Annotated in this window: 13 protein-coding genes and 2 pseudogenes; 6 read left to right on the top strand and 9 right to left on the bottom strand. The window is 60.3% G+C overall.

Annotated features, from left to right (window positions below):
• Positions 1-8: 8 nt before the first annotated feature.
• The 4 genes from fabF to fabD form a co-directional block, all read right to left on the bottom strand.
• Positions 9-1,250 (bottom strand): beta-ketoacyl-ACP synthase II, encoded by a 1,242-nt coding sequence (gene fabF, locus SSPSH_RS14180; protein ID WP_021031824.1) that lies wholly within the window; start codon positions 1,248-1,250, stop codon positions 9-11.
• 98 nt (positions 1,251-1,348) lie between these two features.
• A complete protein-coding gene (gene acpP / locus SSPSH_RS14175; RefSeq protein WP_006912784.1) occupies positions 1,349-1,588 on the bottom strand; it encodes an acyl carrier protein in 240 nt (79 codons plus the stop codon).
• A gap of 126 nt (positions 1,589-1,714) precedes the next feature.
• Positions 1,715-2,470 (bottom strand): 3-oxoacyl-ACP reductase FabG, encoded by a 756-nt coding sequence (gene fabG / locus SSPSH_RS14170; RefSeq protein ID WP_006912783.1) that lies wholly within the window; start codon positions 2,468-2,470, stop codon positions 1,715-1,717.
• Positions 2,471-2,511: 41 nt separating this feature from the next.
• Positions 2,512-3,471 (bottom strand): ACP S-malonyltransferase, encoded by a 960-nt coding sequence (fabD, locus tag SSPSH_RS14165; RefSeq protein ID WP_006912782.1) that lies wholly within the window; start codon positions 3,469-3,471, stop codon positions 2,512-2,514.
• Positions 3,472-3,590: 119 nt separating this feature from the next.
• Between fabD and SSPSH_RS14160 the strand changes: the two genes are divergently transcribed.
• The 4 genes from SSPSH_RS14160 to acnA all read left to right on the top strand — a co-directional run bounded on the left by SSPSH_RS14160 (position 3,591) and on the right by acnA (position 8,720).
• Complete coding sequence (locus SSPSH_RS14160; RefSeq protein WP_006912781.1) at positions 3,591-4,034, top strand: NUDIX hydrolase; 444 nt, start codon at positions 3,591-3,593, stop codon at positions 4,032-4,034.
• Positions 4,024-5,184, top strand: a complete 1,161-nt coding sequence (mnmA, locus tag SSPSH_RS14155) for a tRNA 2-thiouridine(34) synthase MnmA (protein ID WP_006912780.1) — start codon at positions 4,024-4,026, stop codon at positions 5,182-5,184. The genes SSPSH_RS14160 and mnmA overlap by 11 nt, the downstream gene beginning before the upstream one ends.
• A complete protein-coding gene (locus SSPSH_RS14150; RefSeq protein WP_006912779.1) occupies positions 5,181-5,810 on the top strand; it encodes a DUF489 family protein in 630 nt (209 codons plus the stop codon). Before mnmA ends, SSPSH_RS14150 begins: the two co-directional genes overlap by 4 nt.
• Positions 5,811-5,972: 162 nt before the next feature.
• Positions 5,973-8,720, top strand: a complete 2,748-nt coding sequence (gene acnA, locus SSPSH_RS14145; RefSeq protein WP_006912778.1) for an aconitate hydratase AcnA — start codon at positions 5,973-5,975, stop codon at positions 8,718-8,720.
• Positions 8,721-8,974: 254 nt separating this feature from the next.
• Here acnA and SSPSH_RS14140 read toward each other — a convergent pair whose 3' ends face one another.
• Positions 8,975-9,757, bottom strand: a complete 783-nt coding sequence (locus tag SSPSH_RS14140) for a flagellar brake protein (RefSeq protein ID WP_006912777.1) — start codon at positions 9,755-9,757, stop codon at positions 8,975-8,977.
• 402 nt (positions 9,758-10,159) lie between these two features.
• Between SSPSH_RS14140 and SSPSH_RS14135 the strand changes: the two genes are divergently transcribed.
• A complete protein-coding gene (locus SSPSH_RS14135) occupies positions 10,160-10,366 on the top strand; it encodes a cold-shock protein (protein ID WP_006912776.1) in 207 nt (68 codons plus the stop codon).
• Between the two features lie 279 nt (positions 10,367-10,645).
• A complete protein-coding gene (locus tag SSPSH_RS14130; protein ID WP_040608287.1) occupies positions 10,646-11,101 on the top strand; it encodes a YaiI/YqxD family protein in 456 nt (151 codons plus the stop codon).
• A gap of 43 nt (positions 11,102-11,144) precedes the next feature.
• Here the strand turns inward: SSPSH_RS14130 and eat are convergent.
• The 4 genes and pseudogenes from eat to SSPSH_RS14110 all read right to left on the bottom strand — a co-directional run bounded on the left by eat (position 11,145) and on the right by SSPSH_RS14110 (position 15,350).
• Positions 11,145-12,562 (bottom strand): annotated as a pseudogene (eat, locus tag SSPSH_RS19935) (ethanolamine permease).
• A gap of 25 nt (positions 12,563-12,587) precedes the next feature.
• Complete coding sequence (gene eutC / locus SSPSH_RS14120) at positions 12,588-13,454, bottom strand: ethanolamine ammonia-lyase subunit EutC (protein ID WP_006912774.1); 867 nt, start codon at positions 13,452-13,454, stop codon at positions 12,588-12,590.
• A 53-nt stretch (positions 13,455-13,507) separates the two neighbouring features.
• Positions 13,508-14,855: pseudogene (locus SSPSH_RS14115) on the bottom strand (ethanolamine ammonia-lyase subunit EutB).
• A 207-nt stretch (positions 14,856-15,062) separates the two neighbouring features.
• Positions 15,063-15,350 carry a hypothetical protein gene (locus tag SSPSH_RS14110; protein ID WP_006912773.1) on the bottom strand — a complete coding sequence of 96 codons (288 nt, stop codon included), beginning with the start codon at positions 15,348-15,350 and terminating at the stop codon, positions 15,063-15,065.
• Positions 15,351-15,431: the final 81 nt, after the last annotated feature.

The raw sequence follows: 15,431 nt of genomic DNA, 5'->3' as shown, positions 1-15,431 counted from the left end.
TACGCGCCTCAGTCGAGACGCTTGAAGATCAGCGAACCGTTGGTACCGCCGAAGCCGAAGGAGTTCGACAATGCCGCATCGATACGCATGGAGCGCGCCTCGTGTGGGACATAATCGAGATTGCAGCCTTCGGCCGGGTTATCGAGATTGATCGTCGGTGGGGCGACCTGATCGCGAATTGCAAGCAAGGTGAAGATCGCCTCGGCCGAACCGGCCGCGCCGAGCATATGCCCGGTCATCGACTTGGTCGAACTCACCGCCACGTTTTTTGCAGCATCGCCCAGGACCGCCTCGATCGATTGGCTTTCAGAGACGTCACCCACGCTTGTGGATGTGCCATGCGCATTCACGTATTGCAGCTCGTCGGCATTGAGCTGGGCATCGTGGAGCGCGTTCGCCATACATTGGCGCGCGCCGCGCCCGCTGGGCTGGGTAATATGGTGGGCATCGCCACTCATACCGAAACCGACCACTTCGCCATAGATATTGGCGCCGCGCTTTTTAGCCTGCTCGTACTCTTCGAGCATGAGCACGCCCGCGCCGTCGGATAGTACGAAGCCGTCGCGATCGACATCCCACGGACGGCTGGCCGCCTGCGGGTCATCGTTACGGCTCGACAGTGCTCTGGCGGCACAAAAGCCGGCCAGACCGATCGGATTGACCGCCATTTCGCAGCCACCGGCCAACATGGCATCCGCATCGCCAGCAGCGATCAGACGGGCCGCCAGGCCGATGTTATGCACACCTGTGGTACACGCCGATACGGCAGCAATATTGGGCCCATGCAGATTCAACTGAATGGAAACCTGCCCGGCTGCCATATTCGCAATACTGCTGGGAATGAAAAACGGCGAAACCTTCTTCGCGCTATAACCGGATTCATGGAATCCGACACAGGTCTTAAGAATGGTGCCGATTCCGCCGATACCGGAACCAACGGCTACACCGACCCGGTCGTTGTATTCGTCATCGAGTTCCAGACCGCTATCGTTGAAAGCCTGTACCGAAGCAGCGACGCCGTAGTGCACGAACGGATCGTAGCGCTTGGCCTCCTTCTTCGACATGTACTGACCGACATCGAAATCACGGATGGGGCCGCCGAAACGCGTCGGGTAGTCCGACACATCGAAACTGTCGATGGTCGAGATACCGCTGCGCCCGTCGAGAATCGCGGACCAACTCGATGCGACATTCAGACCGACCGGAGAAATCAACCCCATGCCGGTGACTACTACGCGACGCTGTCTCAACGCAGCCCCCTAGTTGCTCGTGAAGCCGCGTATAGCGGCGGATTCAGTCGCCTCGACCGGCGTCGTGTATCGCCTCCGGTCGAGCAGATAGAAAGCGATCAGCCCTCGGCGTGGGACTTGATGTAGTCCACGGCGTCCTTGACGTTGACGATCTTCTCGGCTTCCTCGTCGGGGATATCGATCTCGAATTCCTCTTCGAGCGCCATGACCAGCTCGACCGTATCCAGCGAGTCCGCACCCAGATCGTCGACGAACGACGCTTCCGAGGTCACCTGGTCTTCGCTGACCGAAAGCTGTTCGGCAATGATCTTCTGTACTCGTTCTTCAACGCTACTCATCGGACTCTCTCCTGATTGACTATGGTTTACGCGTCTAGCGCACGCATTCGCCTTCGCGAACCGCGCGCCATTCTATGGAAAAAGGGTGGGCCTCGCCAGATTTTCGCAAGACCCATCGGAGGTTGCTCACGCTCCCATGTATAAACCGCCGTTGACGCTGAGCGTCTCGCCGGTGATGTACGCCGCAGCATCTGACACGAGGAACGCGACACTCGCTGCGATGTCGTCGACATTACCCAGCCGCTGCAGCGGAATCTGCGCGAGCATCGTTTCACGGGTTTTGTCGTCCAGGTCGCGGGTCATGTCAGTTTCGATGAAGCCAGGTGCGATGGCATTGACCGTAATCTGACGCGAACCGACCTCGCGTGCAAGCGAGCGGGTGAAACCGAGCAGTCCTGCCTTGGCGGCGCTGTAGTTCGTCTGACCGGCATTGCCCATCAGCCCGACCACGGACGCCACGTTGACGATACGCCCACCCCGGGCTTTCATCATGCCGCGCAGCGCGGCCTTCGTAACACGAAATACGCCCGACAGATTGGCATCGAGCACGCTTTGCCAATCCGACTCTTTCATGCGCATCAACAACGTATCGCGGGTGATCGCGGCGTTGTTCACAACGATGGTCGGCGCACCGAACGTCTTGGTGATTTCCTTGAGCAGGCCAGTGACGTCTTCATCGTCGGTTACGTCGAGACGACGACCAGCGCCCGAGGGCGATGTGACGCTCAAACGCTCATCAATACGTTGCGCACCTTCGTCGGTGGTCGCAGTACCGATCACGACCGCGCCATCGGCCGCCAGCCGATCGGCGATTGCCGCGCCGATGCCACGTGAAGCACCCGTGACCACTGCGACCTGGCCGCTGAGATTGGCGTCTTTCATGACTCTCCTAACTTACGCTCGCATACTGGATGCGGCGCGTTCTATTGTTGTTCTTCGGTTGCGCTGAGCGCCTGGCGCAGGCTCTCGGCATCTGACAACGCCAGCGATGTCGCGCTCTTGTCGATGCGCTTGTTCAACCCGGTCAGGACCTTGCCCGGCCCGCATTCGAGAAACAGCGCGCAATTGGCAGCGCGCATGGTACGAATCGTATCCGCCCACAGTACCGACTGCGCGAGCTGGCGCACCAGCGCCTTGCGGATGCCATCGACATCTTCGCGCGGCTGCGCATCGACGTTATGCAGCACCGTCAGTTTGGGCTGGCGTAACGGGATCTCGAGCAGATGCGATTGCAAGCGCTCGGCGGCCGGCTGCATGAGCGCGCAGTGCGACGGCACACTGACCGCCAACGGCTTGACCAGCTTCGCGCCCTTTTCCTTGGCGAGCCGGCTGGCCGTGGCCACCGCTTCTGCGTGACCGGCGATCACCACCTGCAACGGCGCGTTGAAGTTAGCCGCTGATACGACCAACGCATCGCCTGCGTGACTCTGCTCGGCTGCCTTGCACACTTCGCGTACGGCGTCGTCTTCGAGACCGATCACGGCTGCCATGGCCCCTTCTCCGGGCGCCACGGCATTCTGCATCGCTTTGCCACGCATTTGCGTCAAACGCAGTGCGTCACCGAAGTCGAGCGCTTCGGCAGCCACGAGCGCGGTGTATTCGCCCAGGCTATGGCCGGCCAGAAATTCCGGCGTTCTTCCGTTGCGACTTTGCCAAACGCGCCATACGGCCACGCCGGCTGCCACCAGCGCTGGTTGCGTGAATTCGGTTTGATCCAGCCTGTCGGCCGGACCTTCCTTGATGAGAGCCGCCATGTCGTAGCCCAACGCATCGCTGGCTTCGGCATAGGTCTCGGCGACTACCGGATACCGTTCGGCGAGCGCTGCAAGCATGCCCACCGACTGAGCCCCCTGCCCGGGAAAAATCATCCCCAAACGCGACATAGAAAAGGTCGTGATCAAACGATGGCGGCATCATACCCACCCGAAAACCGCTTGGCCACGTGAAAAGCCGGTTTGCTAGAATCCATACTTTGAATTGAGAGCATCACGCGGAGGCTGTTTTGGTCCACGCCGAACTCACCGTGGCCGCGGTTGTGTGTATCGACAACCGGTTTTTGGTGGTCGAAGAATTCGCCCACGGCAAGCGCGTCATTAATCAACCCGCCGGTCATGTCGAGACCGGCGAGACGCTGCTTGACGCGGTCGTTCGCGAAACCTTTGAGGAAACCGCGTGGCGTTTTACGCCGACCGGACTCGTGGGCATGTATCACTGGCCGCACGAGGACGGCCGAACCACGTTGCGGTTCGCCTTCTGTGGCGAGGTAGGCCAGCACGCGCCGGATCAGCCACTGGACGACGGTATTATCGCCGCGCATTGGCTCAGTGCCGAACAATTGAGCGCGCGTGACGATCTGCGCAGCCCGCTGGTCCTTCAGTCGATCGCCGATTACAACGATCTCGAAGCCTTGTCGCTGGATCGGGTCAAGCATATTCATGGCCGCTAAAACGACGTCCGCGTTCTGGCAGCGAGCGCCACAGGACACGCGCATCATCGTCGGCTTATCCGGCGGCGTGGACTCATCGGTGACCGCCCTGCGCCTTGTCGAAGCCGGTTACCAGGTTGAAGGCCTGTTCATGTTCAACTGGAGCGAGGACGAAGCCGGACGCTGCCAGGCCGCCGACGATTTCGACGACGCGGCCGCGGTATGCGAGGTGCTCGACATACCACTGCATCGCGCCGATTTTTCGCGTGAGTACAAGGCGCGCGTGTTCCGTTATTTTCTCGACAGCTATGCCGCCGGCCGCACACCCAACCCGGATGTACTCTGCAACCGCGAGATCAAGTTCGATGCGTTCCTGCATCACGCCGAACGCCTGGGTGCCGATGCGATCGCGACCGGCCACTATGCCCGGCTGGTACACGATGAGTCCGGCACGCGGCTTTTGCGCGGTGCCGACCCCGGCAAGGATCAGTCGTATTTCCTGTCAGCCGTCCCCATGGCCGCACTCGAACGCACCTTATTTCCGCTGGGCGACACCTATAAAGCCGATGTGCGTGCCATCGCTCGCGACGCCGGCCTGCCGATCCACGACAAACCGGACAGCACCGGCGTATGTTTCATCGGCGAGCGTGATTTCGAGGGATTTCTGCGCCAGTACCTGTCCGGAAAAGCCGGTCCGGTACGCGTATCCGGCGGACCGCTGGACGGCAAAACCATCGCCGAGCACGCGGGGTTGATCTATTACACGATCGGTCAGCGACGCGGGCTTGGGCTCGGCGGCGTCAAGGGGGCATCCCAGGCGCCTTGGTTCGTTGCCGCCAAGGATCTGAACACGGATACGCTCTGGGTAACACAAGATCACGATCATCCAGAGCTTGCGCGTATGTCGTTGACCACCTCAACCCCACACTGGCTGATCGAGCCGCCGCAATTGCCGCGCCGCTGCACGGCTCAGGTACGCTATCGTCAACGTGCGATCGACTGCCGTATCGACCCAGGCCCCGATGGCGGCCTGACAGTACACTTCGATCGACCGCCACGAGCGATCGCGCCCGGCCAATATGCGGTTTTCTATGATGGCGACCATTGCCTCGGTAGCGCCGAGATCGTCGCAGCCGGCCATTCAGAACTCGAGATTCCTGCCAGCGCATGAGCGAACAATCCACGCACACACTGCGCGACCAGGCGCTATCCCTGGCCGGCGTTGCCCAGTTTGCGCTCTATGCGCACGAACTCGCAGCCGACGGGCGCGACACGCCCCAGCGGCTGGGAATTGCCAAGCACGCGATCTTCTGTACCGACCCGAACAGCGTGATCGAAGTCTACGGCGACCTATCCAGTGTGGGTGATGGCATCGCCTACCTGAAGCGCCAGCTCGCCGGTGAAAAGCCCGATCAGAAATCAGCACTCATCGCCCGCTATATCGGCCAGCTTCTGCGCCTGTCGGGCGCATTGATCAAGGATGACGCGGCACTCAAACGTCTGCGCGGCGCCATCGACCGTGCTCGCCTGGCTGAGCCGGCCGAAGTTCCCACCATTCTCGACGATGCCTATCGGGACAGCATCAGCCCGGCGAAGCCGCGCATCATGCTGCATGGCCATCCAACCTATCTTCAGAACGAAGCGATCCAGGCACGCGCACGCACCCAGCTGATGGCCGCTGTGCGCTGCGCGATCATGTGGCGACAGTGCGGTGGCGGTTTTATTTCGCTGTTTTTCCGCCGCAAGGCGCTGCTGAAATCGCTCGAAAACATTGGCCCGCGCGCGCCGGTGCGCTAGTTGAAACAGCCACGAATCACGCTGCAGGCGCCGTGCGACATGATCGCCAAGTGCTTTTGCCTGCAGCCAATGCCGCGAAAAAGCTATACTACGCGGCGCTTTTAAGTGTCCGGATAATTACCGGACCGAAGATCCACCGAGTGTCTTTGGAGAACAAAACCTATGACGGACAGTTTCAATACACGTGCGCAGTTCACTGCCGGTGATCGCAGCTTCGACTATTTCAGTTTGCCCAAGCTGCAAGAGCAGTTTCCGGGCATCGCGAAGCTGCCTTACGCGCAGAAGATCCTGCTCGAGAACCTGCTCCGCCATGAGGACGGTTCCAACGTCGATGCCGACGATATCAAGGCCCTGGCCAACTGGGATGCCAAGGCCGAGCCGGATACCGAAATCGCGTTCACCCCGGCCCGTGTGGTCCTGCAGGACTTCACCGGCGTGCCGGCTGTGGTCGACCTGGCCGCCATGCGCGATGCCATGGCCAACCTCGGCGGCAGCCCCGACAAGATCAACCCGCTGTCGCCGGCCGAACTCGTGATCGACCATTCGGTCATGGTCGACGAATACGGCACCGACAAGGCGTTCGATCTGAACGCCAAGCTTGAATTCAACCGCAACAAGGAACGCTATGCGTTTCTGCGCTGGGGTCAGGGCGCGTTCGACAACTTCAAGGTCGTGCCGCCCGATACCGGCATCGTGCATCAGGTCAACCTGGAATATCTGGCCCGTGTGGTCTTCGGTAACGAAGACACCAATCTGGCCTATCCGGATACGCTGGTCGGCACCGACAGCCACACCACCATGATCAACGGCGTGGGCGTGCTCGGCTGGGGCGTCGGCGGTATCGAAGCCGAAGCGGCGATGCTCGGCCAGCCGATCACCATGCTCATTCCGCAAGTCGTGGGCTTCAAGCTCACTGGCAAGCTCGCCGAAGGCTGCACCGCCACCGATTTGGTGCTCACGGTCACCGAAATGCTGCGCGCCAAGGGCGTGGTCGGCAAGTTTGTGGAATTCTTCGGCGACGGCCTCGCCGACCTGCCGCTGGCCGATCGCGCGACGATCGCCAACATGGCGCCCGAATACGGCGCCACCTGCGGCATCTTCCCGGTCGACGGCGAAACCATTCGCTACATGGAACTCACCGGTCGTCCCGCCGAGCAGCTGGAACTGGTCGAAGCCTATGCCAAGGCCCAGGGCCTGTGGCGTGAGGAAGGTGAGCCCGACGCCGACTACACCGACGTGCTCGAACTCGACATGTCCACCGTGCAGCCGTCGCTGGCCGGGCCGAAACGCCCGCAGGACCGCGTGCTGCTGGCCGACATGCAAAAGACCTATCGCCGCGAAGTCGAGCCGTTCATCAAGGCGCGCGCGGAAAAAGCCGACCCCGAAGACAAGAGCATGGCTGAGGCCAAGCAGCAAAGCGAAGCCGGCCTGACGTCCGACGACATCGGCGGCCCGGTGCATGCACCGGTCTCCTACAAGGAAACCGAGTTCGACCTGCACGACGGTTCGGTCGTGATCGCTGCGATCACCTCCTGCACCAACACCTCGAACCCGGCCGTGATGATCGGTGCCGGCCTGCTGGCGCGTAACGCGATCCAGAGAGGCCTACAGGTCAAGCCCTGGGTCAAGACCTCGCTGGCGCCGGGCTCCAAGGTCGTCACCGAATATCTGGAAAAGGCCGGCCTGAACGTCGATCTCGACAAGCTCGGCTTTCAACTGGTCGGCTACGGCTGCACCACCTGTATCGGCAACTCCGGTCCGCTGCCGGAGCCGATCGGCGAAGCCGTGCGCGAGCACAACCTCAACGTCGCTTCGGTATTGTCGGGCAACCGCAACTTCGAAGGCCGTGTGCACGGCGATGTGCGCATGAACTTCCTGGCCAGCCCGCCGCTGGTCGTGGCCTATGCGCTGTCGGGCTCGATCGATATCGACATGAACAACGATCCGCTCGGCCAGGACGCCGACGGCAACGATGTCTATCTGCGCGATATCTGGCCGTCGCAGAAGGAAATCTACGACACCATCGGCACCTCGCTGAACTCCGAGATGTTCAAGGACAGCTACGGCGACGTGTTTGCCGGCGACTCCCGCTGGAAAGGGCTGGACGTGCCGGAAGGCGAGATTTTCGACTGGGACGAAACCAGCACCTACGTACAGAACCCGCCCTACTTCGAAGGCATGTCGGTCGACGTGGCCGATATCCCAACGATCCAGGGGGCGCGTTGCCTGGCCCTGCTGGGTGATTCGATCACCACCGATCACATTTCGCCGGCCGGTGCGATCACCAAGGATTCGCCCGCGGGTCAGTACCTGCAGGAAAAAGGCGTCTCGCCGTCGGACTTCAACAGCTACGGCTCGCGTCGCGGCAACCACGAAGTGATGATGCGCGGCACCTTCGCCAACGTGCGCCTGCGCAATCTGCTGGCACCGGGCACCGAAGGTGGCTGGACGCGTCATCAGCCCTCCGGCGACGAGATGTTCATCTACGACGCCGCCATGAAGTACGCCGACGACAAGACCCCGTTGGTCGTGCTTGCCGGCAAGGAATATGGCACCGGCTCGTCGCGTGACTGGGCAGCCAAGGGCACCCTGCTGCTCGGCGTCAAGACCGTCATCGCCCAGTCCTTCGAGCGTATTCATCGTTCGAACCTGGTTGGCATGGGCGTACTGCCGCTGCAGTTCAAGGAAGGCGAAAACGCTGAGTCCCTGGGCCTGGACGGCACCGAGACCTTCGATATCGAAGGTCTCGAGTCCGGCGCGACCGAAGTCACCGTCAAGGCGACCAAGGAAAGCGGCGACACCAGCGAGTTCACCGCCAAGGTGCGTATCGATACGCCCAAGGAATGGGACTACTACCAGAACGGCGGCATTCTGCACTACGTGCTGCGCCAGCTCGCCAAAGCGGCCTAGAGCCCGCTCTCGCATCGACCTTTGCGGTCGTAAAAAAGCCCCGCTTCGGCGGGGCTTTTTTATGCGCGCTGCTTTTTAATTGACGGCGTCTTACTAATCCATGCCCGTAGACACAGCGCGCCGCCAAAAGCTCGCTGATGCAAAACAGTACAGGCCTCTGAATATCAGCGGGGCTTGTTTGCTCGGAGCCGCACGTTGAAGTACGTAAGCATCACGAACCGCGCCCTGCACAGCGCCAGCCAGCGTATTGGCGCCTACTTGGCGGTCTTCGTGGGTGTGGTGAACAACGGGGATGGCGCAAGTGGGCGCATTTCCGAGCGGGGTGACGTCTGGCGCGCGACCTCGCGTTCGACCTCACGCACATAGCGCCAGACCTCTCGGGCCGCCTTATCTACTCGAATATCGAACGCCATACCGAGATAACACTGTTGCGTTTCGGTATTTACGTATCGATGGCTGACGTGGCCAAGGACTTCGAACGTCTCGCCGTTCGGGAAAAGTGCCTGAACACTATAGCCGTCGACCCCGACCTCAAGTCCGTCCTGCTCGTCTTGCGGAAGGCTCAAAAGGCAGCCGCCAGCCGAGAGATCTCGTAGCGTTGTCTGCCATTCACGCCCTGTCGGCGAGGCGAGCAACACTATCACCGCCATACTGTCGTTCAGAGCCGCCCTGAACTGGCCTCGTCTTTTGAGCAGCGCAACGCTATCCGGAAGCGACGCACACACACTCAGGCGCGCACTGCTCTGGGCCACCCCGATACAGTGCATCGCACCACTCTGCAGCGCGGCGGAGTGCTGACGCGCGTACAGCACGAAACTCTGCTTCGCCTTGAGGAGCTGTTCGATATCTGCCGTACCGGTCATATCCAGCACGCAGCGTCCGAGGGTGCGATCTACGGATACGACGGTCGCCGGATACTGAATCATCGTTCCGTCGAACCGAATCGTGACTTCGTGCGTATTCCATGTCAGTTCGACGAATGTATCGGCCACCGCCTGGGGAGTATCGATCTCGGCATAGCGGGGGCTAGTCGTCATGAATCATGGTTCCTGGAAATGCGGGCCATACCGTTGCCCATCTATCGGCCGTAAATCAGCTCGCTTGAGTTGAACAATCGAGGTCTTAAAACGCCATTATCGCGCAAATATCTATCGTAGCGCGTCTATTATGACTGTCGTCAGCCGATCTCGCGAGAATCGACTACGCGACACCAATTGAGCACAACAGAAATTTCGCGATAGCGGACTATCTTATAAAAAATACGAACTTATAACGTTTTAAAGCGAGAAATATATTCGCAATATACGTTCTTTCAATGCGATAGAACGACCGCGGAATAAAAATATTTGCTCAACCCCGTAGTATTTGAGTGCTGAACCGTTACACTGGCGCTGCAGCAAGCCTGCATACAATCAGTTCCGATTAAGTAAGAGAAAATTATGGCCAAAGGCACCGTTAAGTGGTTCAGTTCCGAAAAGGGTTACGGCTTCATCGCCCCTGAAGATGGCAGCAAGGACCTTTTCGTGCACCACTCCGAGATCAAGAACGGCGGCGGCTTTGCCACCCTCGAAGACGGCCAGGCGGTCGAATTCGAAGTCGGTGAAGGCAAAAAAGGACCGTGCGCCAACAAGGTCGTCGCGGTCTAAAGATACGGCACCCTGTATCGGTTCGGGCAATCTGCATCCAATCTGCCTGAGGGCGTGATTGAGGTTGAAGATAAACTGAACCGATACAACGCCGGATCGGTCCTCTCGGACCGAAACCGTCATATCGGATAGCCACTACGTCGATACCGAGTAATCGGTTTTGCGTGGAGGCTGTCCGATTTGTCGTTTAGGGCTACCTATAAGCCCTTTGAGTTCGCTTTTAGCGAAATGCCACTGCCTGGTGGCGCCCGCCCGGATAACAATCGATTGCCTATGTCGATGACTATATGGGTCGATGCCGACGCCTGCCCGGTCGTGATCAAGGAGATCCTTTTTCGCGCTAGCCGGCGTACGGGGGTCACGCTTACGCTGGTCGCAAACCAGCCCATTCGGGTTCCGCGCTCGCCGACGATATCGACGCTGCAGGTCGGTGCCGGTTTCGATGTTGCCGATAATGAAATCGTCAAACGCGCGGAGCCGGGCGATCTTGTGATTACCGCCGACATACCGCTGGCCGGCGAGGCCATAGCGAAGAAGGCGATCGCTCTCAATCCACGCGGCGAACTCTATACGCGTGACAATATTCGTGCGCGTCTGAGCGTACGTGACTTCATGGACGGCTTACGCGGGGCCGGCGTGGATACCGGCGCCCCGCCCCCATTCAATCAGAACGACCGGCACGCCTTCGCCAAACAACTCGATCGGCTGCTCTCCGAACAACGTCCACAGCACTAACTCGAAAGCGCACGTCGTTCGACCACCGATTAAACTCGTATGATCATCCGCGCGCCTCGCCCGCGTCCAGGTCGGACTCTGCCTGAGCCAATAACGCGAATTCCTCGTCGGCATTTTTTGCCACCAGCTGATGCCGCCTGAATACGAAGAAATATGCCGCGCCCAGCACGAACAGCACGATCGTGTAAGCGAAGGCCCGGGGATCGAACGCATAGACGCCGGTCAATGCGATCAGCGACAGCACGAGTCCGATACCGGAGGTAACCATCCCACCCGGCGTGCGATAAGGCCTTTCGAGGTTCGGCTGTTTGACGCGCAATAAAATATGGCTGAGTGCCATGAGCGCGTACGAGAGCGTGGCGCCCACAACCGCCATGCCGAGGATCAGATCACCCGCACCGCTTAGCGATACGATGAAGCCCAGCACGCCCGGCACCACCAATGCCCAGGTCGGCGCCTTGCGGCTACTGGTCAATGACATGAACTTCGGAAGATAGCCGGCCCGCGATAGCGCGAAAACGAGCCGGCTGTAGCCAAAGATAATCGAGAAGAATGACGCAATCAGACCAGCGAGGCCCAGCACATTGACAATGGTGCCCAGCGTTTCGCTGCCGCTGTTCTTGAGCGCGGTCACCAGCGGCACGCCGCTGTCGCCGATTGCTTCGGCGCCGACTGCACCGGCCAACAGAAACACGACGAGCACCGCGGTACCCAACAAAAAGATCATCGCCGCGATAATGCCTTTCGGTACATCGCGGGCTGGATTCTTGGCCTCCTCGGCAGCCAGGGGCACGCCTTCGACAGCCAAAACAGCCACATGCCGAACGGCAGCGCGGCCCAGATTCCGTAGAAACCGAGCGGTAGAAACGATGACGCGCCGACCGCATCGGTCGGCTCGATATCGAATAGATTGGCCGGCGCGAAATCGCCGATCAGTGCAGCCGCCGTCGCGAGGATGGCAAAAACCGCTAACCCGCTGATGACCATCATGACCTTCAGCGCTTCGCCCACACCGGCCAGATGGATGCCGATAAATACCGCATAAAACACTGCATAGACGACGGGGCCGTTGAAGCCGAGCAGTTCTTCCACGGCCGCCCCGATGAAGATAACGATGGCGGCCCGCGCCAATGCGTATTCGATGAGCACCGCCAGGCCAGTCAGATATCCCCCGGCGGGGCCCATGGCCTGGCGCGCGAAACTGTAGCCACCGCCCGCGGCCGGAATGGCTGCCGACATTTCAGCGAGTGCGAGTACCAGCGTGAAGTACATCACCGCCATAAGCGCGGCCGCAATCGCAAAACCGCCCCAGCCGGCTTCCGCGATACCAAAATTCCAACCGGCGAAATCGCCGGAGATGACATACGACACTCCGAGCCCGGCCAGTAGCAGCCACCCCGCAGTCCCGCGTTTGAGCTGGCGTTTCGCCAGATAATCATCGTTCGGTGTCTGGCCCGCCATGATGTCACCCCCGTTGCATTAAAAATCAGGAAGTCAGAAAGTTGCCCGGTCCGTTATCGTCGTGTTCGATGACGTCGTCTTCGCTACGGTCCTTGAGCTTCACACCCGAAAGTTCGAGGCGACGCGCTTCTCGCAATAAATAGAGCGCCCGCCCGGCCGCCGCATTGATCTTCAACCCTTCTGGACACACGTTGGAGATACAGTTGCGCTCGGCATCCGACACACCGCGGCGCGGCGCCCAAGTCAGATACAGTCCCAGACTGTCGGGGGAGCTCAATCCGGGACGTTCACCGATCAAGACCAGAACGGCACGGGCATTGAGCGCTTCGCCCACTTCGTCGCCGATCGCCACACGCCCTTGTTCCACGATCGTAAGCGGTGCGCATTGCCAATCGTGCTCGTCGGCGTCGAGCTCGGCATGCAACGCTTCGATGAACTCAACGGCATGAGACTCGATCGCACGCGCGGACAAGCCATCCACCATCACGAGCGCGAGATCGACCTGTGAGCCCTCACTTCGGCCTTGCGCTTCGAGTCGCTCTTGGGATGTATCGTCCAGTAGCCTGCCGAGATCTGGACGCTGGAGGTAGATGGTCCGATCGCTGGCCTGACTGTGCAGCTGTATCGGTGCATCCGTGGCCAACGCCTCGGTAAGGCGCCCACTGAGTGCTTCGACGTCGAGCGGCCAGTGCACCGCGTCCTTGGCTTGGGCGTGGGCTAGCTGGAACTCCAACAAACGGGCGGTCGGCAGGCTGATACCGGCGCGGCCCAGGCCGATACGGGCTGCAGTGAAGGCGCGCAGGTCGCGCCACGGATTATGGACGACGCCGATCTGTTCATCTTGCGACGGCGCTTCGGTCGGCGATGACGACGCGGGCTTGTGCTCGCTCATGTCGCGTCTGCCGGCAGACGTTCCAGAGACCTGGCAAAAGACTGCGGCAACTGCTAAGCCAGACGATGTGAATCACCGTCGCGGACGATCTCCATCCGGGTCAGCCACTCGTCGAATTCGGGCGCTGGCTTGAGGCCGAGCGCGCGCCGTGCATAGAGCGCGTCATGGAACGACGTGGTCTGGTAATTGAGCATGATATCGTCGGAACCCGGAATGCCCATCACGAAATTGCAGCCCGCCACGCCCAACAGTGTGAGCAGATTGTCCATATCGTTCTGATCGGCTTCCGCGTGGTTTGTGTAGCACACGTCGCAGCCCATCGGCACGCCCAGCAGCTTGCCGCAGAAGTGATCCTCCAGGCCGGCGCGGATGATTTCCTTGCCGTCGAACAGATACTCGGGACCAATAAAACCTACCACCGTATTCACCAGCAACGGTTTGAACTGGCGCGCGACCGCATAAGCGCGGGCTTCGCAGGTCTGTTGATCGAGCCCGTGATGGGCATCCGCCGACAGCGAACTGCCTTGGCCGGTTTCGAAATACATCACGTTATTGCCCACACTGCCACGCTTGAGCGATAGCGCGGCATCGCGTGCTTCTGCCAGTTCTGCAAGACCAAACCCGAAACCGCGATTGGTCGCCTCCGTGCCCCCTATCGACTGGAACACCAGATCTACCGGCGCGCCCTGCTCGATCGCTTCCAGTGTATTGGTGACATGCGTGAGGACACAGGACTGGGTGGGGATCTTGTATTTGCGAATCACCTCGTCGAGCATGCGCATGAGCTTGACCGATTGAGCCACGTTATCGGTCGCGGGATTGATGCCGATGACAGCATCACCGTTGCCGTAGAGCAGTCCGTCGAAGATGCTGGCGGCGATGCCGGTAAGATCAACGGTTGGATGATTGGGCTGCAACCGTGTCGACAGATGGCCGGGCAGACCGATCGTATTGCGAAAAGCGCTGGTCACGCGGCATTTGCGTGCAACGAGAATCAGATCCTGGTTGCATAACCTTGCATACGGCCGCGGCCATTTCAGGCGTAATACCCGGCCGCAGTCGTTCAAGCACCTCGTCGCTGGCTTCGTCGGATAGCAGCCAGTTGCGAAGATCGCCGACGGTGAAATGGGAAATGGTTTCAAACGCCTCGCGATCGTGACTGTCGACGATCAGGCGGGTGATCTCGTCGTCCTCGTAGGGGACGAGGAGGTCTTCGAGGAATAGCTTCAGCGGTAATTCCGCGAGCACCATCTGGGCCACGACGCGCTCTTCGGCCGAGTCGGCGATGACGCCGGCCAGGCGATCGCCGGAACGGGCCGGGGTCGCCTTGGCCATGACCTCGGCCAGGCTGTCAAAGCGATAGGTTCGCTCGCCTAGCGTATAGTGGTAGCTGCCACTCATCTCGCTCGTACCTCTTTTCCGGCGCAGACGCCATGATGTCGAGTACTTTTACGATCAGCGTGTCTCGGCCCAAGTTGAGCTTCGATGCCCGATTTGAATATGACATAGGTCATGGCCTATGCATAGCAAGATGTGTTCCAACTTGAAAGGCGAATTGGACGCCGTCCCAAGTCGCGAGACGGTGCGGCGCGCTTGATCCGGTAACGCTCAGTGCCGGCTGTGGCCGGCACCCGATGTTTTCATCTGCTCGCTGGTTTGCTCCCGCAGGCTGCCCACTTCCTTGAGCGTGCGCACCACAGCGTCGATCCGCGCCTGCGGCCATTCGCGCACGTAATCCGGCACCGCACCTTCGCTGGCTTGCATGTCGCGATCCACAGCCAGCGCATCCGGCAGATGCCGTTCAAAGCGTTCGATGTCCGGCAACACTTGCGCCAGTTCCTCGCGCGGCAGTGCTATGCCGCCGATATCGATATGCGTTGGTGTATTCGAAGTCATGGGCGTATTGGCTCGGAGGCGCCACGGGCGCTTTCGAATGATGCAGTCATGATACGCGCGCGGGCAAGCGCCCTTATCGGG

Origin of the sequence: Salinisphaera shabanensis E1L3A (assembly GCF_000215955.2) — a bacterium.
Taxonomy (GTDB): domain Bacteria; phylum Pseudomonadota; class Gammaproteobacteria; order Nevskiales; family Salinisphaeraceae; genus Salinisphaera; species Salinisphaera shabanensis.
Note: the sequence above shows the minus strand (reverse complement) of the source record. Positions and strands in the feature narration are given on the sequence as shown.

Bases quoted from the DNA above. Each gene is read 5' to 3' on its own strand.
- acpP (WP_006912784.1), bottom strand. From the start codon at position 1,588: ATGAGTAGCGTTGAAGAACGAGTACAGAAGATCATTGCCGAACAGCTT.
- fabG (WP_006912783.1), bottom strand. From the start codon at position 2,470: ATGAAAGACGCCAATCTCAGCGGCCAGGTCGCAGTGGTCACGGGTGCT.
- fabD (WP_006912782.1), bottom strand. From the start codon at position 3,471: ATGTCGCGTTTGGGGATGATTTTTCCCGGGCAGGGGGCTCAGTCGGTG.
- mnmA (WP_006912780.1), top strand. From the start codon at position 4,024: ATGGCCGCTAAAACGACGTCCGCGTTCTGGCAGCGAGCGCCACAGGAC.
- SSPSH_RS14150 (WP_006912779.1), top strand. From the start codon at position 5,181: ATGAGCGAACAATCCACGCACACACTGCGCGACCAGGCGCTATCCCTG.
- acnA (WP_006912778.1), top strand. From the start codon at position 5,973: ATGACGGACAGTTTCAATACACGTGCGCAGTTCACTGCCGGTGATCGC.
- SSPSH_RS14140 (WP_006912777.1), bottom strand. From the start codon at position 9,757: ATGACGACTAGCCCCCGCTATGCCGAGATCGATACTCCCCAGGCGGTG.
- SSPSH_RS14135 (WP_006912776.1), top strand. From the start codon at position 10,160: ATGGCCAAAGGCACCGTTAAGTGGTTCAGTTCCGAAAAGGGTTACGGC.
- SSPSH_RS14130 (WP_040608287.1), top strand. From the start codon at position 10,646: ATGACTATATGGGTCGATGCCGACGCCTGCCCGGTCGTGATCAAGGAG.
- eutC (WP_006912774.1), bottom strand. From the start codon at position 13,454: ATGAGCGAGCACAAGCCCGCGTCGTCATCGCCGACCGAAGCGCCGTCG.
- SSPSH_RS14110 (WP_006912773.1), bottom strand. From the start codon at position 15,350: ATGACTTCGAATACACCAACGCATATCGATATCGGCGGCATAGCACTG.